This is a genomic window from Eubacterium barkeri, assembly GCF_900107125.1.
GTDB classification, from domain to species: Bacteria; Bacillota; Clostridia; order Eubacteriales; family Eubacteriaceae; genus Eubacterium_O; species Eubacterium_O barkeri.
This window is the reverse complement of record NZ_FNOU01000014.1, coordinates 61,581-81,888: the sequence shown is the minus strand read 5'-3', so window position 1 is coordinate 81,888 and position 20,308 is coordinate 61,581. Positions and strand designations below refer to the sequence as shown.

General features: G+C 48.8%; 20 protein-coding genes. 10 read left to right on the top strand and 10 right to left on the bottom strand.

What is annotated here, in order from left to right; all coding sequences use genetic code 11:
* Positions 1-284 precede the first annotated feature (284 nt).
* Positions 285-446 (bottom strand): hypothetical protein, encoded by a 162-nt coding sequence (locus BLU30_RS14235; RefSeq protein WP_176770888.1) that lies wholly within the window; start codon positions 444-446, stop codon positions 285-287.
* A 219-nt stretch (positions 447-665) separates the two neighbouring features.
* Positions 666-845: a hypothetical protein gene (locus tag BLU30_RS09245; RefSeq protein WP_090245740.1), complete on the bottom strand. Its 180-nt coding sequence runs from the start codon at positions 843-845 to the stop codon at positions 666-668.
* Positions 846-1,073: 228 nt separating this feature from the next.
* On the opposite strand from BLU30_RS09245, the gene serS reads away from it, so the two are divergent.
* From serS to BLU30_RS09230, 3 genes are all read left to right on the top strand, one after another.
* Entirely contained in the window at positions 1,074-2,348 is a 1,275-nt protein-coding gene (gene serS, locus BLU30_RS09240) for a serine--tRNA ligase (RefSeq protein WP_090245738.1), read from the top strand.
* Between the two features lie 111 nt (positions 2,349-2,459).
* A complete protein-coding gene (locus tag BLU30_RS09235; RefSeq protein WP_090245736.1) occupies positions 2,460-3,731 on the top strand; it encodes an FUSC family protein in 1,272 nt (423 codons plus the stop codon).
* Between the two features lie 76 nt (positions 3,732-3,807).
* Positions 3,808-4,794: an NAD-dependent epimerase gene (locus tag BLU30_RS09230; RefSeq protein WP_090245735.1), complete on the top strand. Its 987-nt coding sequence runs from the start codon at positions 3,808-3,810 to the stop codon at positions 4,792-4,794.
* Here BLU30_RS09230 and BLU30_RS09225 read toward each other — a convergent pair.
* The gene (locus BLU30_RS09225; RefSeq protein ID WP_090245733.1) at positions 4,791-5,555 is read right to left on the bottom strand and encodes an exodeoxyribonuclease III; all 765 of its coding nucleotides are present in this window, start codon (positions 5,553-5,555) and stop codon (positions 4,791-4,793) included. The two genes, BLU30_RS09230 and BLU30_RS09225, sit on opposite strands and share 4 nt — an antisense overlap.
* Positions 5,556-5,648: 93 nt before the next feature.
* On the opposite strand from BLU30_RS09225, the gene BLU30_RS09220 reads away from it, so the two are divergent.
* Positions 5,649-7,145: an FGGY-family carbohydrate kinase gene (locus BLU30_RS09220; protein ID WP_090245731.1), complete on the top strand. Its 1,497-nt coding sequence runs from the start codon at positions 5,649-5,651 to the stop codon at positions 7,143-7,145.
* A 55-nt stretch (positions 7,146-7,200) separates the two neighbouring features.
* Here BLU30_RS09220 and BLU30_RS09215 read toward each other — a convergent pair whose 3' ends face one another.
* From BLU30_RS09215 to BLU30_RS09185, 7 genes are read right to left on the bottom strand one after another with little or no spacing between them, the layout of a single operon-like run.
* A complete protein-coding gene (locus tag BLU30_RS09215; RefSeq protein ID WP_090245729.1) occupies positions 7,201-8,259 on the bottom strand; it encodes a type IV pilus twitching motility protein PilT in 1,059 nt (352 codons plus the stop codon).
* Between the two features lie 14 nt (positions 8,260-8,273).
* Entirely contained in the window at positions 8,274-8,723 is a 450-nt protein-coding gene (locus BLU30_RS09210; protein WP_090245727.1) for a hypothetical protein, read from the bottom strand.
* On the bottom strand, positions 8,720-9,178 hold the full coding sequence (locus tag BLU30_RS09205; RefSeq protein WP_090245725.1) for a type IV pilus modification PilV family protein: 459 nt from the start codon (positions 9,176-9,178) through the stop codon (positions 8,720-8,722). Before BLU30_RS09205 ends, BLU30_RS09210 begins: the two co-directional genes overlap by 4 nt.
* Positions 9,179-9,188: 10 nt before the next feature.
* The gene (locus BLU30_RS09200; protein WP_090245723.1) at positions 9,189-9,656 is read right to left on the bottom strand and encodes a DUF4860 domain-containing protein; all 468 of its coding nucleotides are present in this window, start codon (positions 9,654-9,656) and stop codon (positions 9,189-9,191) included.
* The gene (locus tag BLU30_RS09195; RefSeq protein ID WP_090245721.1) at positions 9,653-9,994 is read right to left on the bottom strand and encodes a hypothetical protein; all 342 of its coding nucleotides are present in this window, start codon (positions 9,992-9,994) and stop codon (positions 9,653-9,655) included. The genes BLU30_RS09200 and BLU30_RS09195 overlap by 4 nt, the downstream gene beginning before the upstream one ends.
* Positions 9,995-10,025: 31 nt before the next feature.
* On the bottom strand, positions 10,026-11,075 hold the full coding sequence (locus BLU30_RS09190; protein WP_090245719.1) for a type II secretion system F family protein: 1,050 nt from the start codon (positions 11,073-11,075) through the stop codon (positions 10,026-10,028).
* 24 nt (positions 11,076-11,099) lie between these two features.
* Complete coding sequence (locus BLU30_RS09185; protein WP_090245717.1) at positions 11,100-11,999, bottom strand: transglutaminase-like domain-containing protein; 900 nt, start codon at positions 11,997-11,999, stop codon at positions 11,100-11,102.
* Between the two features lie 207 nt (positions 12,000-12,206).
* Here BLU30_RS09185 and BLU30_RS09180 point away from each other — a divergent pair, with 207 nt between their 5' ends.
* The 6 genes from BLU30_RS09180 to BLU30_RS09155 all read left to right on the top strand — a co-directional run bounded on the left by BLU30_RS09180 (position 12,207) and on the right by BLU30_RS09155 (position 20,306).
* Positions 12,207-12,869: a hypothetical protein gene (locus BLU30_RS09180; protein ID WP_090245715.1), complete on the top strand. Its 663-nt coding sequence runs from the start codon at positions 12,207-12,209 to the stop codon at positions 12,867-12,869.
* Positions 12,870-12,880: 11 nt separating this feature from the next.
* Positions 12,881-13,585 carry an LPXTG cell wall anchor domain-containing protein gene (locus BLU30_RS09175; RefSeq protein ID WP_090245713.1) on the top strand — a complete coding sequence of 235 codons (705 nt, stop codon included), beginning with the start codon at positions 12,881-12,883 and terminating at the stop codon, positions 13,583-13,585.
* A gap of 2 nt (positions 13,586-13,587) precedes the next feature.
* Positions 13,588-14,463 (top strand): hypothetical protein, encoded by an 876-nt coding sequence (locus BLU30_RS09170; RefSeq protein ID WP_090245711.1) that lies wholly within the window; start codon positions 13,588-13,590, stop codon positions 14,461-14,463.
* A gap of 149 nt (positions 14,464-14,612) precedes the next feature.
* A complete protein-coding gene (locus BLU30_RS09165; RefSeq protein ID WP_090245709.1) occupies positions 14,613-15,854 on the top strand; it encodes an AfsR/SARP family transcriptional regulator in 1,242 nt (413 codons plus the stop codon).
* A gap of 1 nt (position 15,855) precedes the next feature.
* Complete coding sequence (locus BLU30_RS09160; protein WP_090245707.1) at positions 15,856-16,269, top strand: hypothetical protein; 414 nt, start codon at positions 15,856-15,858, stop codon at positions 16,267-16,269.
* A 401-nt stretch (positions 16,270-16,670) separates the two neighbouring features.
* On the top strand, positions 16,671-20,306 hold the full coding sequence (locus BLU30_RS09155) for a SpaA isopeptide-forming pilin-related protein (protein WP_090245705.1): 3,636 nt from the start codon (positions 16,671-16,673) through the stop codon (positions 20,304-20,306).
* Positions 20,307-20,308 lie beyond the last annotated feature (2 nt).

Here is a 20,308-nt window from a genome sequence, read left to right as displayed (position 1 = left end):
TCATAGATGAAGTCGAAGCTGATGGCTTCATCCACTAACCTTAGAATATGGTCCCTTGGTACGATGGTATCCATGGTGATGATCTGAGATTGTTCTCGTATGTTTTTTTCCCGTTTCGTCAGCATCTTTTTTTCCTCCGCTTTTGATGTTTTTATTATATCACGGATGACGTTCTCGCTTCTCTTCCAATCGAAAAAAAGCCATAGAAACTTTATGGGTTTCCATGGCTTTGTCGACAGTCTGAGGACCATTGATATCTGCGGATATCAATGGTCCTTTTAAAATTATACACTTTCTTCGGTAATCTTTGTTACTTCTTCAGTTTTGGTCTCCCGAAGCTTAGCCTGGGGATTAACGTAGTTTCCACTTTTGCGATCGTCGGTTCCGATTTCTTCCTCTTCTTCGAGTAAGGGATTATCATAAAGCACGCCTTCTTTTTCTTTCATGGCCTTCAACCTCGCTTTCTTAGTGTGTAACATTGCATAAAATGATGTTACGGTTTCATTATATTGAGGGAGGATAAGTTTGTCAATTCGTCGCCGCAAAAATATGCTTTCATTAAGTATTCAGGTTATTATCATTAAAAGGATATTTTACTAAAAAAGAGCTAAAAAAGCCGGCGATAACTGCCGGCTTTTTTAGCCAAAGGGGAAGGAAGATGGTGCTTATTCCGTTTCGTTCATTTCACATTTGCAAGTATTTTTAGTCACTTCATCCTTTTTAGTGTCACGGAGCTTTGCCTGGGGATTCACATAATTACCGCTTTTACGTTCATCCGTCCCGATTTCTTCACGTTCATCCGTTAATGGGTTTTTATAGGTGGTACCAGTTGCTTCTTTCATCATAATTTACCTCGATTCTTTATTTGTAACTTTATAAGTTACTGTTTATGTTTGTATTATACAGAGATTTGTAAGAACTGTCAAGGGGCTTAAGGAAAAATTATATTTCGGTGCATGAAGCATTGAGGGATCCTGCTTCAACTGGAGTTTTTGGTGGAACAAAACAAGGCTTTGTGATATGATAAAAATATTGAAAAATAAATGAACGCATAGTAGTTAGAGGAGAGAAAAATGCTAGATATCAAACGGATTCGTGATCATGCCGAAGCTGTAACTGCTGGCCTCTGTAGCCGCGGTGGTGAATACACAGTTGCACCTGTATTGGAATTGGATGAAAAACGCCGGGAAATCCTTGGGCGCGTTGAGGAGTTAAAAGCCCAGAAAAACGCAGTTTCCAAGGAAATCCCTAAGATGAAAATGGAGGGGAAGGACCTCACACCTCTCTTCCAGGAAATGAAAGAAGTCTCGGATAAAATTAAGGCTGATGATGAACAGCTGGCCATCATTGATGGGGAAATCCGGAAGGCACTGCTCAACCTGCCCAATGTGCCTAACCCAGAGGTAGCCGTGGGGCTTGATGATAGTCAGAACAAGGAAATTCGAAAATGGGGCGAACCCCGGGTATTCGACTTTGAGCCCAAAGCTCATTGGGATTTAGGAACGGATTTAGATATCCTGGATTTTGAGCGGGCCGCTAAAATTACCGGAGCTCGTTTTTCCATGTTCAAAGGACTGGGTGCTAAGCTGGAACGTGCCATCATTAATTTCATGCTGTACATGCACACCGAGGACCATGGCTATACAGAAGTTTCTCCCCCCTTTATGGTGAATCGAGCCAGTATGACCGGCACCGGACAGCTTCCGAAGTTTGAAGAGGACGCCTTCCATTTAGAACGGGAAGATTTCTTCCTGGTGCCCACCGCGGAAGTTCCAGTGACCAATATTTACCGGGATGAAATTTTAGATGTCGGGGACCTTCCCATTAAGTTTACGGCCTACACACCCTGCTTCCGGGAAGAGGCGGGTTCTGCCGGTCGGGATACCAGGGGATTGATTCGTAACCATCAGTTTGATAAAGTGGAAATGGTGAAATTTGCCCATCCTGATCATTCTTATGATGAGCTGGAAAGCTTAACCGCTGATGCGGAAGCGATCCTCCAGGCATTGGAAATCCCTTATCGGGTGGTGGAGCTTTGCACGGGGGACTTAGGATTTTCCTCAGCAAAGACCTACGATATCGAAGTGTGGATGCCCAGCTACAACCGTTATGTGGAAATATCCTCCTGTTCGAATTTTGAGGATTATCAGGCACGGCGGGCGAATATTCGCTTCCGGGATCCCATGACCAAAAAGACCCGCTTTGTCCATACCTTAAATGGTTCAGGCCTGGCGGTTGGCCGGACCTTTGCGGCGATTCTGGAAAACTGCCAGAACGCGGATGGCTCCATTAATGTGCCCAAAAAGCTCCAGCATTTTCTGGGGAATCGGGAAATTATTGCAAAATAATGAGAGTTTAAACCAAATGGATTAGAATAAGGGGATTGCAGGGAGACGGACCTGCAATCCCCTTTTGTTTATGGGGTAAGGAATGCGTGATTGAGAGAAGGAGGTGGTCAAATGCCACAGCTACCACATATCGGCATGCGAATCATTAAAACGACCATTGCAGTCTTTATGGTCGAAATTATCTTCACGGCCTTCGCTTTTGAGCGATCGCCCTTTTATGTCCTGGTTGCCACCATTATTTGTATTCAGCCCGATGCTGAAAACGAGAAGGATAATGCGATCAAGCGGGTGGTGGCGACGTTGATTGGGGCCTTTACAGGAGCCGTGGTGCTGTTGGTCAAACCCGCAGTACTGGGATGGGGCGGCGGGGCCTATTTTTTGGATGCCCTCAATGCCGGAATGATTTGTCTTACCATCTACCTGGCGGTGCTGCTGAAAAAGGAAAGTACGGCGGCCCTGGCCTGTATGGTCTATTTAGCGATTGCGGTGATGTCCAGGGGAGGGGTACCGGTGGGGGAGTATATTTTCTTTCGCATCCTGGATACCTTCCTGGGGATTGGCGTCGCCTTTGTCGTCAGCCATACCCATCTGCCCTACCACAGACGTCAGGATGCTCTGTTTATAGTGGATTACGACGGCATTGTTAAAACCGGAGATCGACAGGTCAATGTCTTTCACCAAAGGGTCCTTAATCAGTTGGTGGCCCAAGGTGCGCCACTATCCTTGGTGGCCCAGGAGCCGCCGGCCAGCATTGTGGATGATCTTAGTATTTTAAAGCTGAAGCTGCCAGTCATTGCCATGGGGGGAGCGGCTCTTTACGATATTGAGGATAAGCGTTACCTTTATACCATTTCCATCCAACCGGAGCAGGCCAAGCGGGTCCAGGCCTTTTTAACGGATAAGGGCACCCCCTTTTTCACCAATGCCATGGTGGATAAGGTGTTGCTGATTTATTACAATCAATTTAGAAATCAGATCCAAAAAGAGTTTTATGAAGATTTACGTCGCTCCCCTCTGCGCAATTATATTAAAGGGTGTCCAATTGAGGGCTGCGAAATTCTCTATTTTAGTGTACTCGATACACCCAGGCAGATTGATCGCCTCATTGAAGCCCTTTCTGCCCAGGAAGAAGGCTTATGCTATCGGGTTACCCAGGATGTGTATGAGGGCCGGAGCCTTTTGAAGATTATGGATGCCCAGGCCACGCCCCAGGTGATGGTGGAACGTTTGAAAGCAGATTACGGCTATACCCGGAGCCTGACCTTTGGGGTAGAGGGCAATGAATCGGACATTACCCTGCCCCAGGGAGACTTCACCAGTGCCATCCGACAGATTCGACGGATTTATAATGGAATGGGGCGGATGCCCCGGAGTAATGGTTAGAACCCCCTTGGTTTGCAGAGAAATAATATGGTATACTAAAAGCATTCAAAATTGTTGAATTGGAGGAAAATAGAAAATGACAAAAGAGAAACGATTGATATTGATTACCGGGGCGGCGGGGTTCATCGGCTACCATTTAAGTCGGGCGCTGCTTGAGTTGGGGGAAACCATCGTCGGCTATGATAATTTAAATGATTATTATGCGGTGAGCTTGAAGGAGAGCCGACTCAAAAAACTTGCCCCCTATGCAAATTTTACCTTTATCAAGGGGGATCTCGGGGATAAGGTGGCACTGGAAGCCGTCTTTAAAACCTACACCTTCGATATCGTCATTAATCTGGCGGCCCAGGCAGGGGTGCGGTATTCCATCGAAAATCCCGAAGCCTATATCAATAGTAATATTATTGGATTTTTTAATATTTTAGAATGCTGTCGGCACTATCCCGTTAAACATTTGATCTACGCCTCCTCCAGCTCGGTCTACGGGGCTAATAAAAAAATACCCTTTTCCACGGAGGACCCCGTGGATCATCCGGTGAGCCTGTATGCAGCCACCAAGAAAAGCAATGAGCTGTTAGCCTACAGCTACAGCAAGCTTTACGATATTCCAGCCACTGGGCTGCGCTTTTTTACGGTCTATGGCCCCTACGGCCGGCCGGACATGGCGTATTTTTCCTTTACCCAAAACATCTTGGCGGGCCAACCCATTAAGGTCTTTAACCATGGAGATATGTACCGGGATTTTACCTATATTGATGATATTGTGGAAGGGATTATCCGGCTGATTCCCCATACACCCCAGGCAGATGAAAACAATGCCCGTTATAAGGTGTACAATATAGGGAATAATCAGCCGGAAAAGCTGCTGGATTTTATTGGAATTTTAGAGGACTGCATTGGAAAAGAAGCCCAGAAGGAGTTTTATCCCATGCAGCCCGGGGATGTGTATCAGACCTACGCCGATGTCACGGATCTCATGGCGGATGTTGGATTTAAGCCGGAAACCAGCCTGAAGGATGGCTTAGCCCGGTTTTGGACGTGGTTTAAGGCGTACTACGCCTAGACACGAAGGGTCAGGGATACCGGGCAGTGGTCCGAGCCGGTGACCTCGTTATGGATGGCAGCATCCACCAGCAGGTCTGCGGCATTTTCAGAGGCAAAGAAATAATCGATGCGCCAGCCGGCGTTGTTGGCTCTGGCGTTGAAGCGATAGCTCCACCAGGAGTACTTTACCGTATCCGGGTGGAAGTAACGGTAGGTATCGATGTAGCCTTCCCCGAAAAATTTATCCATCCATTCCCGCTCCATGGGGAGGAAGCCCGATCGCTTGGCATTGGACTTGGGATTCTTTAGATCGATTTCCCGGTGGGCCGTATTGACATCACCACAGACGATGACCCGTTTCCCCTGGGCCACCAAGGCGTTCACATCCTTAAGGAAGCATTCATAAAAATCCATCTTAAATTGAAGGCGCTCTTCATCCTTTTGGCCATTGGGAAAATAGATGTTATAGAAGGTGAATTCCGGGTATTCCATAATAATGGTCCGGCCTTCACTATTGAATTGGGGGTCGGATAATCCCGTGGTAATGGATAGGGGATCGCGCTTGTAATAGACGGCAGTGCCGCTGTAGCCCTTGCGTTCAGCCGAATGGAAGAAGCTTTTGTAGCCTTCCAGGTTTAAAAGACCATCGCTGAGCTGACTTTCATCCGCCTTGACCTCTTGCAGGCCAAGTACATCGGGCTGGGTCTCAATGACCCAATCGGTGAATCCTTTTTTTTCTACGGCTCGAATGCCATTGACGTTCCAGGAATAGAGTTTCATTGTTCCTCCTCGACATTGCTAGTAATTTTTTCAAGAATTTGATATACTATTATAACACACTCTCGAATTTTTTGGGGAAGTTAGGAGAAGACCATGAAATATCTCATCGGAATCGATGGTGGGACCACCAAGACGAAAGCCGTTCTCTTTGATTTACAGGGGAAGGAAATCAATAAAATTGCTGTAGACAATGAAATCATCACGAATGGTGACTGCAAGGAAATGGATATGGATAATTTCTGGGAGTCAACAGCGACAGCAGTCGCACTTTTGATGAGCCAGGGACCGGCCATGGCAGAGGAAGTCATTGGGGTGGCCGTTACGGGTCAGGGTGAGGGCCTCTGGGCCATCAATAGCGAGGGCCGGCCAGTGATGAATGCTATTCTGTGGAATGATGGACGGGCCCGGGAAGAGGCTTGGATTATTAACGAAAAAACGCCAGGGGTGGGAAAGCTGGTCCACCGCAACATTGGCTGCCCGGTGGGATCTGGCAGTACACTGGTGTTATTGCGTTGGCTTAAAAAGAACCATTTGCATTTATATCAGCAAACCAAGGCGGTATTTTTTGCAAAGGACTGGCTGCGGTATTGCATGACCGGTCGGATTTTAACGGACTTCTCTGACGGAGGCTCCTCCTTTCTGCGTTTTACCAATGGTGGGGTACCCACCCAGCTGATGACGGTCCTGGGTCTGCCAGAGGCCGTGGATAAGTTCCCTGGGGTTTTGCCAGCGTCTTCGGTGGGAGGCCACATGACCCCGGAGGCGGCGGCTAAAATGGGGCTCCTTCCAGGTATTCCGGTCTTTGTGGGGGCTCTGGATGTGGTGTCCGCATCCCTGGGGGTAGGGGCCTATGATGCCGGGAATATCTCCGTGGTATTAGGGACAACCTGCGCCTCCCTCATCGTCCACGATAAGGAGGGCTGTGACCCTACCCGGTATTGGCGGCATTTCCTGCCCCATGTCTGTGTGGATAAGGCGGTGGAGGTGATGTCCACCTTAAACGGCATGACCAATATCGACTGGGCCCTGAAGGAACTGCTGGGGCGACCAGACTACGCCCTGGCGGATCAGATGGTAGAGATGACAAAACCCGGTGCCGGTGGGGTGGTGTACCATCCCTATTTATCCACCGCCGGGGAACGGATGCCCTTTAATAATGCCAATGCCAAGGCCAGCTTCTTTGGCATTTCGGATGGCACCAGTCGGGAGCAGCTGCTCCGGGCAGTGTACGAATCCATTGCCTTCTCCATACGAGATTGTATGGAAGGGTACAACGGGATTGATAAAATCTTAATTTCCGGCGGCGGGGCCACCAGCGGCATCCTCCCCCGAATCATAGCCGATGTCAATGGCGCCACTGTGGCCGTGTCCAAGGGCAGTGAATTTGCCGCCCGGGGTGCGGTGATGGCAGCCGGAGTCGGTCTGGGGCTGTATGAGAATTTTGAGGATGCGGTTCGTTCCTGTTGTCGTCTGGATAAGATTTATCAGGCCAAGGCCCATCCTGTTTATGACCGAACCTATCAGCTCTACCGGGAGTTGCGGCGGGCCTTTGCTCCCCTTTGGCAGCTGCGTAAAGAATTGTTGGGATAGAACGTAAAAAAGAAAATGCCAGCCAAGGAATGATTTGTTCTTTGGCTGGCATTTTTTATCCCAATTTCTTTTCAAGCATTTCCGGATTGGTGGCATGATCCAGGGCAACGGTTTTAGTAATGCGCCCCTGGGAGACCAGATCCAATAGACTATTATCCATGGAAATCATATTTTCCTGGTTGGCGGAGTAAAGCATACCCTCAATCTGATGAATTTTATTTTCCCGGATCATATTTCGGATTCCCGGATTCAGGGTCATGATTTCAAAGACAGGAATGAGCCGTCCCTTAACATCCGGGATAAGCTGTTGGGAAACCACGGCCCCCAGACACATGGAAAGCTGGACCGCAATCTGGTTTTGCTGATTGGGTGGGAAGACATCAATCACCCGGTCAATGGTATCTGCAGCGCCCAGGGTATGCAGGGTGGACAGGATGAGATGGCCGGTTTCGGCAGCGGTCATGGCGATGTCCATGGTATCAAAATCCCGGAGCTCCCCCAGGAGGATCACATCGGGGCTCTGTCTTAAGGAGGCACGCAGGGCGGTAACGTAATCCACCGTATCGCTGCTGATCTCACGCTGGCTCACAATGCTTTTTTTATGGCTATGAAGATGCTCCAGGGGGTCCTCCAGGGTGATAATGTGCTTGTGTTGGGTTTCGTTGATATGGTTAATCATACAGGCCAAAGTTGTGGATTTGCCGCTGCCAGCTGGACCGGTGATCAGGACCAGACCTTTCCCCATGGTGGTGAGGGCAATAACGGCCTGGGGAATACCCAGGGCTTGGGGATCAGGGAGTTGGAAGCTGATGATGCGCACGACGGCAGCCGCGGAGCCCCGCTGCTTGTAGGCACTGGCCCGAAATCGGGAAATACCCACTAAGGAGAAGGAAAAATCATCGTCACCCGTTGCAAAGAATTGCTCATAATCCCGGTTTTGGGCCAGTCGATAAATACCACGGATAAGGGTTTCGGTATCTTGAGGCAAAAGCTTTTCCTGGGTGATTTGGAGCATTCGGCCATTCACCTTGTAAGTGAGTGGTAACCCAGCAACGATAAAGATGTCCGAGGCCTTATTTTGGGTGGCGTGGTTTAAAATTTGGGAAATATCCATATCAAACCTCATTTCTAGTTCAGGGTAATCACGGGCAGCGTGTTGTCTGGCTGCCAATCATTGGTGGCGATGACCTGCCAGCGGGTAATCTGGTAGGTGGTGCCTTCGGGGGGGAGGGTTAGGCTGATGGCCAAGGCCTGGCCATCGCCCATTTCTTTAGTAAAAGCGATGGTGCGGCTACCGGCATCCCAGATGCACCCCGGGGGGAGAAGATCTGGGAGGGTGGTATCATCCGGAGGAGCCCCTTGGGATAAGGCCTGATCGATTTGGGCCAGGGTTTCTTCGGCCTGGTTTTCGGCCTGGTAATAAGCCGTGGTGGAGTCCAGAACCTTGTCACTCAGTTGTTGATCGGCGTTGGCGCTGGATACGGACAGCACCGCGAAGGTCACCAGGGCCAGGACGGTAAAAATAACGAGGAAGGAGGAGGCGCCGACATTCATCATATGAAAGCTTTTTTTCATCATGGTGTGGTCCCTCCTCTCTCGTTGATGGGGATGTAGCGTTTGACCTGGAGGGTATACAGGCTCTCCTGAGTAGCGGCCTGGGTGACCACGATCTCCCCGGTGATCATGCCTTCAGCCTGGCTTAAAAGGATGCGCATTTGGATGTCGGCATCTGCCGGAGCACAGGTCTGGCCCTGGGTATCGTAGCTGCATTCCACAGCACCCTCGGAAAGTGTGGCCCCCGGGAGATTTTGCAGCAACGCGGCGGCGGCATCTCCAGGGTTGGCCCGGATGATATCCGCAGCACTGCTGGCTTCGTTGACGGCCAGCTGGGTGCGCTGGGTAGTTGTACTGAGGACGTGGGCCTTAACGAAAATCTGGATACAGACCCCGCTGGCAAGGACGAAGAAAAAAATGGCGATGATGAGCTCCATGAGGAAGAGGCTGTTTTTAGATGTGGGGTATCGATGCTTCATGGGAACCTCCTCATGGATTGAATGCAACAAAACGTTGATGGTGTCGCCCGGTTCCATCGGTAATGGAGAGCTCAAGGAGGCCCGTGCCAGCCAGGGTTGGGACAAAGGCATCCACGGGTAGTATTTCCTGTCCGGCCCCAGGGGTAACGGCATCCGAAGCTTTAATGGTTAGCTCTTTCAGGGTCCCCTGCCAGGCGTAAATCAGGGTACGGGTCTGGGTGTCGTCATCCGTGAGACTAAGGGCTTGGGCATCTCCAACCGTTGTGATGGTAATAGGGCCATTGCTGCTGCGGATTTTTTGGGTGACGTAGGTAGTGGCGGTCCGTCCCACATAGTTTTCGTTCATATGGGAGACGGTTTGGCTGTAGACCTTGATGCCAATGAAGATGACAGTAAAGGTACAAAGGACAAAGGTGAAGAACAGGGCTAAAACGAAGAGATAATCCACCACATGTCCCCTGGATTTTTGAATTTTCATGAGGAACCTCCCAGGGGGATGATGGTAATGCCCGGGAAAATATTGGTTCCGTAGGGCGTGTAATCCACCAGATATTTCTTATTGTCGTAACTGAGGCCATAGTGCTCTTCCAAATAGCTCAAGCTTTGGGGGTAGCGCCCCTCCGTGGCGTAGCAGTGGACCACGGCGTGCTGGACGGCGTTTTTCAGGTTCTGTATTTCCTCGGTATTGGAGGCGGATGAAACCTGGAAGATTCCGAGGATAAAGACCCCGGCGATAACGAAGAAAACCACCAGAGTAATCGCTGAATCCTTGAGGATGGATCTGCTTTTTTGAGTTGGATTAAATCGATTTTTCATAGAGCCACCTCCTGGAGGCAAAATGTCCGGATCAGCCAATGGTGCTCATAATACCGAGAAGGGGGAACATAACCGAGAGCAGGATAATGCCGACGATAATCGAGAGGATAGCCACTAAGGTGGGTTCTAAGACAGCGAGCATTCCATTGATAGCGGTGTCCACCTCGTCGTTGTATTGACCGGCAATCCGGTCCATGGCTTTGTCCAGGGTGCCGCTCTTGTGACCGATGGCCAGAATCTTGCCATAGATACCCGAAAAAAGGGCGGCTTCGTGGAGGGCATCTGGAAAACTGCAGCCTTTTGCCATAAGGGTCTGAGCCACCGCGATGTTTTTCTTTAAGGCGGGATTTTCGGTGATGTCCGCCACCAGGCAAAGGCTGTGCTCCCCGTCTAAACCGCTGGCAATGGTCATGGAAAGGCCGCTGGCAAAACGGGCCAGGGCAATTTTTTCATTGAGCTTCCGGGTGAGAAAGAATTTTGAGGCAAAGCGGGCCATGGCGGCCCGACCCCGGGGGACCTTGCATAAATAAAAGATAGTGGCCAGAAGGAGGATGAGGAGGACCACAAAGACCGCGGCGTAGTGGTTCATGGACAGGCCCATTTCCAAGATGGCCCGGGAAAACCCTGTCATTTCAGCTCCGAGCTGGGCAAAGACCTGGGCAAAGACCGGCATAACATTGACCATAAGCACCACCACGATAACAAGCATCATTCCAATCATGATGAGGGGATAGGATATGGCGCTGCGGATCCCTCGGGCGATATCCTCTTCCCGACCGTAATAAAGGATCAGGGCGTCCATGACGGCATCCAGCCGACCAGCAGTTTCCCCTAGACGGACCATGCCAACCATATAGGCGGGGAAGACCTTTGCGGCCTCTAAGGATGGGGCCAACTGGCCGTATTGGCCAAAGGCCTGGTAGAGGTCTGATAAAATTCGCTGGCCTTCTCCCGGCGGCGCATCTTCCAACATGATGGAAAGGCCTTCCAGAATTGAGACACCGGATTTTAGAATCATTGCCATTTGTTCACAGAAGCTGCTGATTTCCACATTACTCAGCATCCGTTGCTGTTTTTTCATCACATTCTCCTCGTTGAGTTCCAATCAATACCTGAATTTGGTGACATAGCGGCTGCCGTCTCCAATGTATTGTTTAACCGAGTCGTTATCATTATTGGCGGCTAGAGTAGGATCCATCAGGGTCCAATCCGCGCCGTCAAATTCAATGACATTTTCCACCCAGCCCTTTTCAGCGGTGTATACGCTGATCCAGGCATGATAGGCACTACCCGCATAACCAATTTCCAGGCGGGTGGGAAGGTTTTGGATCCGTAAGAGTGCCGTCATCAGGGCGGCATAATCGAAACAGATGCCCTTTTGAGTTTCCAGGATGGTATCCAGGTTTGGCAGATAATCGCTGGTGACGCTTTGGGCCAGGGCATCATCATACTGGATTGTGGTGGTAACATAATCGTACACCTGGGTAATGACATCCAAATCGGTATCCGCACCTTCCCCTAGCTGCTGGCTCAGAGGGACCACCGCAGAATCCGCGGTGTACCAAACGTATTGGTTGGGGTAGAGGAAGGGACTGAAGGCATCTTCCAAAGTAACATCCAGGGACTGGGTAAAGGCGGTGGTGTATTCATTGCCTCCGGCATTTTCATAAATGACCAGGGTGTAGGGGCCACTGCCGGCGGTTAGAGGAAAGGTTTCGTAGCCGGCCTGGAGGTCGTAGGTGTACACCCCGCCATCGGGGCCTGTAATCTGCATCTTTGCCTTGGGATTACCGCCGGTGTAATTCACCATGGCGTAGCCCAGGCTGGTATGGGATGCATCAATGGTGACTGTGATATTGCCGTAGACCACCGTGCCGTCTGCCCTGGGGGAAAGGACCGTCGGCGCATTGGTGCGGCTGCCGCCCCCGGTACTGCCACAGCTGCACAGGAGCAGCAACAAGGCGATCAGGCCACATATATAGAAGCATTTTTTTGCTTTGGCCATTGTATAGGTACCATCCAAATCTGTAATATAGTCTCATTATAACATAATTTAAAGAAAAGGAATGAACAAGTGCGTAAAAATGAAGGAACCCTAAAATCCCCGGGAGAACCCCTCTGTGTGACTGAGATGTGACATAGACGCTTTATAATATGGCTAATAATGGGTATAAAAGATTAAAGAATCATGAAGATAGAGAAGGAGCGGAATATGAAGAACACGAAGAAAATCGCCATCACCATCGCGATCATCACCGTCCTGGCATTGTTTGCTGGTACCTACGCAGCATTCTTCACCTCGACGAAAACGACAAAGGAAGTATCCACCGCTAATCTGGGTATTGAAATTGTCCAGACTGGGGATAGGGCTAAGTCTGGGGTGACCGAAATAACGGATGCTAAAAAAGGCAGTGGCTTCCAGTACGCAGGGGTCCCCGGGGATGTGGTGAATGAAACGGTGGCGGTCCAGGCAACCGGCAGTAAGGATGCCTATGTCCGGGTAACCATCAATCGAAGTTGGATCGGGACTGACGGCAAAAAGGACCTGGAGGTTGATCCTTCAGAAATTGGCATTGTCTGCAATAATGGTGACTGGATTATCAAAGAGGATGCCGAGGATCCCGAGGTGGTGGAATGCTACTATAAAAAGGTGCTGCCATCGGGCGCCATCTCCGCTAACGTTATGGATGCCTTTAGCATCCTGGCGGATAAGGTCGGGGAGAACAGCAACAGCTACTCGGGCCTGTCCACCCAAATCACCTTTAAGGCCGATGGTATCCAAACCGTGGCGGCTAAAGATGCTATGCTGTCGGAGTGGGGCATTGTGGCAGAAATTGACAATAACGGACAGATTACCGCTGTGGCAGAACAATAGGAGGTACCGACATGAAAAAACAATGCATACCCTTTATTTTAACGGCTGTATTTCTTTTAGCCACCATGGGAACAGTTCTGGCAGAGGGAGGGCAGGTCATCACCTTCAAGGGAGAAGCTGAAAAATTTGTCCAGTCTGTGGATGGGAATCTTTCGACCGAGGGCTTTATGGATTTACAGCCAGGAGAAGAGCGGACTTTGAATTTAATCTTAAAGAACGATGGCGCCCGGGAGATGAGCTTCTATATGAGTGCTGAAATTCTTGATAATATTGCAGAAAAAACAGCAGATTCCCAGGCGGTATACGATTTTTCCATTGCGAAAAACGGGACCACCTTCTTCTCCACCGTTATCGGTGGAGGCAGTGCTTACAATCAATCCGTCGGCCGGGAATATCTCCAGGAGGATAATGATATTCTCATGGATACCTTAGCGGTGGGAGCCCAGGACAGGGTTACCGTTGCCATTAAATTGGACGGACAATCGGCAGAAAACAGCTATATGGATAAAACTGGGAAAATCCAATTGGTATTCAGCGCAGGATACCCCGTGACCCCGGGGCAATCCATGATTAAGACGGTCACCCAGTACATTACCGGTGAACGGAGCATTGTCAATACGGGTGTGGGAGGTGTCTCCATGGCCGCCATCATTGGTGTGGTTTTAATAATACTGGCGGTGGTCCTCATCGTCAAGCGCCGGAGAAGAGAGGAGTAGCCATGGGATCAATAAAAGTAAACATTAAGAAATCGGCCATGGCCCTGGTGAGCACCCTGCTGGTTCTGCTCCTCGTGGTTTTGGCTTATCCAGTACAGGCGGCGGATGCCAATAAGGAATACGCCATTTCCTTTCGCGGAGGGGAAGGCACCATTCAGGTGGCGGACACGGGAGCCGTGAATGAAAGCTATACGGTGAAGGTACCCTATGAGGGTACTGTGGATTTAAGCATCATCACGGCGCTTCCGCCTACCGGCTATTACTTTACGGGGTGGAGCCCGGAAGTTGAAACAACCGTGACGGAGAAAGCCAATTACGTGGCTCAATATGCCCGGATTATCAATGAAGGCGTCTATCGGGTGCGCTACATGGATCACTATGGCAATGAGTTGGCGACTCAAAGAGCTGCCATTACCAATGTTGGGGTGGATGTGACAGAATACGCGCTCCCCATTGATGGCTACGTGGTGGATGCTGCCTCCAAAACCGTCAACATCGCCACGGCAAAGGGGACCCAGATTGACTTTATCTATACCTCTGAGGCCGAAGCTAATCCCACTGAGGTCATCCAGACAGTGGTACTCCCCGGGGGAACAACCATCGTCACGACTGGTGGTGTAACGGCCGGAACCGTGGGAACGGACGGAACGACAGCAACGACAGCAACCGGTCAGGATGGGCAAAGGACTACGGATAATACCACGAATCAACAGGGGCAGACCACCACCCTGGATGAAAATGATGTGCCTTTAGCGAATCAGGATTTACAAAAAGATAGTGGGGGGGCATCCCCTTGGGTCTATGCAGGGATTGGTGTGATGATCATCTTATCCCTTGGGGGTGCTTTTCTGTTCATCAGAAAGCGTCATCGCAGCTAGAAAAAACACAGCCTGTGTACGTTAGGATTTGAGAACGTACACAGGCTTTTTTTGCGCATTTTATGACCAAATTAGCCCATAAATCCAAGGGGAATTAAGGAAGGTTAAGGTATAATAAATTACATATCTTTGTAAAGAGGAAAAGTGTAATGACGAAAAATAGCTTACGAGTCCAAATGTTCAGCCGATTTATTTTGGAAGGGTTGGGGGGAACACTGGACGAAGACCGCATCCGCTCTGAAATGCTGACCAAGCTTCTAGTCTATATCATCATCCACCGTGATAAAGAAATGACGGTACAGGAAATCTGCGAAAGTTTATGGCCAGATGAAAAGAGCGACAACCCCGCAGGAGCCTTGAAAAATCTCATGTACCGCCTTCGGGCACTCATTAAAAAAACCTGGGGAGACCATGCTTTCATTCTCACCGGGCGTGGTTCTTATGCCTGGAATTCAGAGTACATCCTAGAAGTCGATGCCGAGGATTTCGATCGACTCTGCCAGCGGGCAAAGGCGGCACAGACTAAAAAGGCTGCGGCCGAGGACTATGGCAGTGCCATGGCCTTGTATAAAGGAATGTTTATGCCGAAGCTTGCGGGGGAGCATTGGGTGGCCTCATTATCGACTTACTACCACTCCCAATACCTAGAGGCAGCAAAAAATCGCCTGGGGATTTTAGAGGATTTTGGAGAATATAGCGAGATGGCAGCGTGCTGTCGAGAGGTCTTAAAACTGGACACCCTGGATGAAGACATCCATACCGCCTTTGTAAAAGGACTTATGCTCCAGGGCAAACCCAAATTGGCAATGGAGCAATACAAGCACGCTGAAAATCTTCTCTACGAAAGCCTGGGGATTGCCCCCTCTGAAGAACTGCGCCGGGTATATGAGGATTTGTTGAAACAGACCCACGACCAGGAAATGGACATTGCCGCCATTGAGCGGGATCTGCGTGAGGATGCTGAGTCCGGGGCATTTCTGTGTGAATACGGGGTTTTTAAAAAAACCTACGATTTGGAAATCCGAAGAGCTGGGCGCCTGGGAATTTCCGTTTATATCGGCTTGATCACCGTCATACCCCGGGTTGAAATCCCTGTGGATAGTCCCGTTTATCTGAGTATTATCAGCGATGGGATGGACACTTTGGAGGACGTACTCCTGGGGAGTTTGCGCTCTGGGGATGTTATCTCCCGGTATAGCGGCTCCCAATTTATCGTGCTGTTACCCACCTGCCAGTACGAAACGGCCAAAATGGTCATGGAGCGCATCGAAAGGAATTATTATAATACAAAAAAAAAGCCCAAAACACGCTTAAGCTACAGCTTACAGGAGATGGATACGCTGCCGAGAAAAAGGAACGGCGTGGGCAAAAGTGGCAGCCGGAGGTCTTGAAATGAAGGAACGGCAAATTCCAGATAATTGCGTCCGAATCTGTATAGACGAGCAAAGGGTCGATCGCTTCACTGGGCGACTCGTTGGCATCGCTTTGGAGGAAGCCATTCCCTTTGATGGTATTGGGGAATTTATCATAAAGGTGGATGAGGCCTTTAACCGAATAGGAAAGCCCCAGCCCAGTCAAATCATTCGCAGTTTCAAAGCCGGCATGGGAGCCCCGGTCTCCTACTGTGGCACTCCCCAGCACTTCTATCAATCTTCGGAAATTCTGAATATGTGCGGAAAGGTAAAAACCATTGACCTGATTATGATGACCCGAAAGCATGCCGAATGGCAGGGGGTATTGAAGGCCGTGGATGGTGCCCTGATTGGAACGTTTCAAAATGTTACCGAATGCTTGACACAATTATAGTGACCACCCTTTGATGGGGTGGTCAAAGCGTAGACAAAGTGCCTTAGCGCGGTCAGGGAGAGGATAAAAAAGATTCACCCCGGACCCCAAGCGCTGATGAACAAAGGGAAAGCCCTCAGTCGTCAGTGCGCAAAACCTTCGGTTTTGATCAGGTTTAAGGCGGGTTTGCTTTCTTGATTTGATGGCAACCAAAACGCCTGCCCGCAGGGGCGCCGGGGTTCTCGTATTTTTATCATCACCCTGACCTGGGTTTGTCGACAGTCTGACCACCCTTTGATGGGGTGGTTTTTTATTGGGCTGTGACTCCGATGTGACTAATTCTTGATAAGATTTAAGGAAAATCGAAGGATGCGAAAAAAGCTTAATAAACAATAAAGGATTGGAATGAAAGGGGAAAGTAGATGCGTATTAGAATAGAGACGCCCATCATTAAAGGAATGATTGGATTCGTTCTGCTATTAACAATGTTCATATTTTTTAGTGGAAGGGTCCATGCTGAGGGAAGTGCGGATCTTGTGGAAAACGGTGGATATCGTCCTTATACAGAATGGGCCAATAAAACAACTTCCGGACTCCTGCGGCATCAAATCATCAAGGCTTTTGTAAAAGAGGGGGAAACGGTCTATTTTGGCAGCAGTGTGACAAAATCAGAGTTAGCGGGAGGGGATATTGCCATTAAAGACCCCAATGGGAATACGACGACTTATACCAATACTCAAAGCAAGGGGTATATTGAAACACCTGCCCAGGAATCGACGGGCCCTGCAGCATTAGCCGGGAAGGGGGGATATCCTGCCCACTCCTTTACGGCCACGACCACAGGGGTTTATGTTTTTGAGTTTCATTCCACAAAGAACGAAGTGGGGAACCCAACGAAGGCCCAATACGATGCGGCGTGGACGGAAAATGGTATGTCTGTTGCAGCCTGGGATATTACGGTAACCAATAATGACAATCCTATTTCCGGTCGCGTATATACCGATTATCTATGCTTAAATATGGGGGCGAATAATATTCCCCTGAAAAGCCAGGTGTACGTTGTAACTTACGATGGTTATATCTATCAAACAGATTTTAATGGTATGGAACCCTACGGATTCCTATTTTTTGGAAATAATCGCGGATTGTTCAATACAAAAACCCAGCAAACAGCTTACGCTTCAGCCTTTGCAGAAGATATTTCTAAAGCAGAAATGGGAGAATTAGAAGGAAATATGGGGTATTATTCCCCTGCAAAAGAAAATGATGCCTCTAACCGAACCTTTAAGGTGTTTTTTAATGATCCAAGCAAGGATTTGCCAAGGACGGTGCTCCCCACATTAGAAAGTACAGCGATAGTTCAAAAGGGTTCTCTGCGGTTTATGTATGGGGATCAAGAAGGTGTTGGCCGCGTGGGCAAAGGCGGGGATTTTCTGTTTACGATGAATCGCGAGGACGAGGGCTCAAATGCCGGCTCCTATCAAATTGAAATCAACTTTGGGGATAACAATACGGTAGTGTTGTCCGGGGATGCTCAAATCGGTGAAAATCGGGTTCATTGGGATGGTAAGGATGCCAATGGTAATCCTCCGAATAAAGAGACAGACTATACAGCAACACTGATTACAAAGGGGGGAGAATACCATTTCCTGATGTTTGATGTGGAAAACAACCCCAATGGCATAAAAAACAAATTAACGAACGGCAATAATGCAGGGAAAGAATGGGATGTTTATTATAATAATGTGCCCCTGGCAAGTAGTCAAAATAAAAAGTTAGGGGATGGGGAAAGTCAATGGCGCTTTACGGCTGCCAACAGTGAAGAGGGTGCATCCGCATATAAGGATGCCAGAGGAAACAATGCAGCCATTGACTATTGGACCTTTTCGGAAAGCAGCAGAGAGACTGCGGATTTTAAACTTGAAGATAGCTTGGATCAAAATGGCTATATCACGGGTTTCGTTTTTGAGGATGAAAATAGTGATGGCATTTATAATCCATCCGATAATGATGGGTATATTGCCGGCGCGAGTATTTTGATGACCAACGAAAGGGGAGAGGTTGTTGATACACAGGTCACCGGCAATGACGGGACCTATACCTCAAAACTTTTGCCCTACGGCACTTATACCGTTACGGTAACGCCCCCAGAAGGTAAGCCCTATAGGATAACAACGGGAAATGCAGGACAATCCGGGGTTTTAGGGGATGGTACTTTAACCAATAGTGATAGTGTGCGTATGGATGATGTGGGCTATGATTTACCCCGGGGAGCGTTCTCTTTCACAAAGGTCGATGGCGACACGCAGTTGCCTCTGGCCGGGGCAACCTTCACCCTATCCTACACGGACAGCGACGGAACGGAGAAAGAAATCGATACCCAGGTATCGGATGATAGCGGTCAGGTAACCTTTGCTGATATTAAATGGCGTGCAGACGGTTATACGTTACTGGAAAAATACGCACCAGTGGGGTACAAGCCCAGTACGGACAAGTGGAACGTTACAATAGATCATGACGGGACGGTAACGTTGAGTACAATGGATGGCAATCGGGTGACCACCATTGCCAACCAATCAGAAATTCTGACCAAGAAAACGGCGGACTTGCTTAATTGGGATGACCGAACCTATACGTTAAATCTCTATGCCTCATGTCCGGCCAATAGGGATTCAGAAAATAAGGATACTCTGGCAGCACAAAAAATTGTCGATACCATCGATCATCGCTTTGTGGTGGTTGATGCGCAAGGCAATCCATTGGCCGATGGGGCGACAGTCGCTGACGGCACCCTCCATATAACGGATGACAGTACCTATGTGGAGTGGACGAACCAGGAATTGCCCCAGGTTAACGATCCAACCCTGGGGGGATGGACGCGATCGATTATGATAAAAGCAAAAGCCGACTTTATTGGTGGAAATGCCATTACGACAAATACGGTGGAAGCTTATGTTCAGACAGCCATTGGGACAGTGAAATTTCCAGTGCCCAGCGTCAATGTTAAAGCTGAACCACAATTCGATAACCTGGAAGAAACCCGTTTCTGGGGAGATCCTGACACGTTCTCCAACGAAGCATTGATTGATATCCTCTTTAAAAATCGATATAAGGATTACGATGGAGAGCTTTCAGCGGATCGATTGACGGCATACTGGAGTGCTGATGTTGAAGGGGTCTCATCCTCAGATCCCACCGCAATCATTACTGAAATAAACCAAGCAACTCAGTTAAAAGCCGATGAGAATACAATTTTACAGTACCTGCGAATGACTTATAATGCTGGAGATCCAACACAGGCCAGCACAGAGGCGACCCATGAGAAGGTTGCCGGGGATGCCAACGCTGGTTATAGTGTGGATGCGAAAAACAGCGGAAGGACCATTATTGGAAACACCACAAAGCAGGATGATACGGTCCTGAAGGATAAACCTTATGGACTGTATACGCTGCATATTGTGACAGGCCAAATCCAAATCAATAAAACAATTGATACGCAGTATAGTAATATCAGTAAAATAAATGCCAACCAGACGTTTGTATATAAGATCGAACGTTATGAGAAAGCAAGCGATCATACCCCAACGGATACCTTCTATGAAACCATTAGCTTTGATGCCAATAATGGTAGTGTGAAGGCGGATTCCCGGCTGATATCGGGATTGAAAAAGGGTTACTACAAGGTTACCGAAGAGATCGATTGGTCGGCTAAATATGGATTGGAAAGTCATACAACAAAAATGGGGGATAAAGAAACCGCTTTCGATGGAAGGGCTTTCGGTTCTTCCATTCTATCAAAGGAAAAAAATGAAATTGGAAGGGGCTTTGCCATCGGTGAAGTGATCCAAGGGGATGCAAACACTGGACTAAAAACCTTTAGTGGATTAGAGGATGCTCAGTACAGGAACCCAGGGGATACACCGAAAAAATGTATGGATAGCGAAAAATATAATACAGTGGCCTACGGGACGCGAACTCAAGTCAGTTTTGTTAACAAAAATAAAAATTGGAATTGGATTTCTGATACGGCCTCTGCCATTAATGTATTTAAAAAATAATG

What these genes read in the sequence shown, in the direction of transcription:
- BLU30_RS14235 (WP_176770888.1), bottom strand. Translation starts at nt 446, where the DNA reads ATGAAAGAAAAAGAAGGCGTGCTTTATGATAATCCCTTACTCGAAGAA.
- BLU30_RS09245 (WP_090245740.1), bottom strand. Translation starts at nt 845, where the DNA reads ATGATGAAAGAAGCAACTGGTACCACCTATAAAAACCCATTAACGGAT.
- serS (WP_090245738.1), top strand. Translation starts at nt 1,074, where the DNA reads ATGCTAGATATCAAACGGATTCGTGATCATGCCGAAGCTGTAACTGCT.
- BLU30_RS09235 (WP_090245736.1), top strand. Translation starts at nt 2,460, where the DNA reads ATGCCACAGCTACCACATATCGGCATGCGAATCATTAAAACGACCATT.
- BLU30_RS09230 (WP_090245735.1), top strand. Translation starts at nt 3,808, where the DNA reads ATGACAAAAGAGAAACGATTGATATTGATTACCGGGGCGGCGGGGTTC.
- BLU30_RS09225 (WP_090245733.1), bottom strand. Translation starts at nt 5,555, where the DNA reads ATGAAACTCTATTCCTGGAACGTCAATGGCATTCGAGCCGTAGAAAAA.
- BLU30_RS09220 (WP_090245731.1), top strand. Translation starts at nt 5,649, where the DNA reads ATGAAATATCTCATCGGAATCGATGGTGGGACCACCAAGACGAAAGCC.
- BLU30_RS09215 (WP_090245729.1), bottom strand. Translation starts at nt 8,259, where the DNA reads ATGGATATTTCCCAAATTTTAAACCACGCCACCCAAAATAAGGCCTCG.
- BLU30_RS09210 (WP_090245727.1), bottom strand. Translation starts at nt 8,723, where the DNA reads ATGATGAAAAAAAGCTTTCATATGATGAATGTCGGCGCCTCCTCCTTC.
- BLU30_RS09205 (WP_090245725.1), bottom strand. Translation starts at nt 9,178, where the DNA reads ATGAAGCATCGATACCCCACATCTAAAAACAGCCTCTTCCTCATGGAG.
- BLU30_RS09200 (WP_090245723.1), bottom strand. Translation starts at nt 9,656, where the DNA reads ATGAAAATTCAAAAATCCAGGGGACATGTGGTGGATTATCTCTTCGTT.
- BLU30_RS09195 (WP_090245721.1), bottom strand. Translation starts at nt 9,994, where the DNA reads ATGAAAAATCGATTTAATCCAACTCAAAAAAGCAGATCCATCCTCAAG.
- BLU30_RS09190 (WP_090245719.1), bottom strand. Translation starts at nt 11,075, where the DNA reads ATGAAAAAACAGCAACGGATGCTGAGTAATGTGGAAATCAGCAGCTTC.
- BLU30_RS09185 (WP_090245717.1), bottom strand. Translation starts at nt 11,999, where the DNA reads ATGGCCAAAGCAAAAAAATGCTTCTATATATGTGGCCTGATCGCCTTG.
- BLU30_RS09180 (WP_090245715.1), top strand. Translation starts at nt 12,207, where the DNA reads ATGAAGAACACGAAGAAAATCGCCATCACCATCGCGATCATCACCGTC.
- BLU30_RS09175 (WP_090245713.1), top strand. Translation starts at nt 12,881, where the DNA reads ATGAAAAAACAATGCATACCCTTTATTTTAACGGCTGTATTTCTTTTA.
- BLU30_RS09170 (WP_090245711.1), top strand. Translation starts at nt 13,588, where the DNA reads ATGGGATCAATAAAAGTAAACATTAAGAAATCGGCCATGGCCCTGGTG.
- BLU30_RS09165 (WP_090245709.1), top strand. Translation starts at nt 14,613, where the DNA reads ATGACGAAAAATAGCTTACGAGTCCAAATGTTCAGCCGATTTATTTTG.
- BLU30_RS09160 (WP_090245707.1), top strand. Translation starts at nt 15,856, where the DNA reads ATGAAGGAACGGCAAATTCCAGATAATTGCGTCCGAATCTGTATAGAC.
- BLU30_RS09155 (WP_090245705.1), top strand. Translation starts at nt 16,671, where the DNA reads ATGCGTATTAGAATAGAGACGCCCATCATTAAAGGAATGATTGGATTC.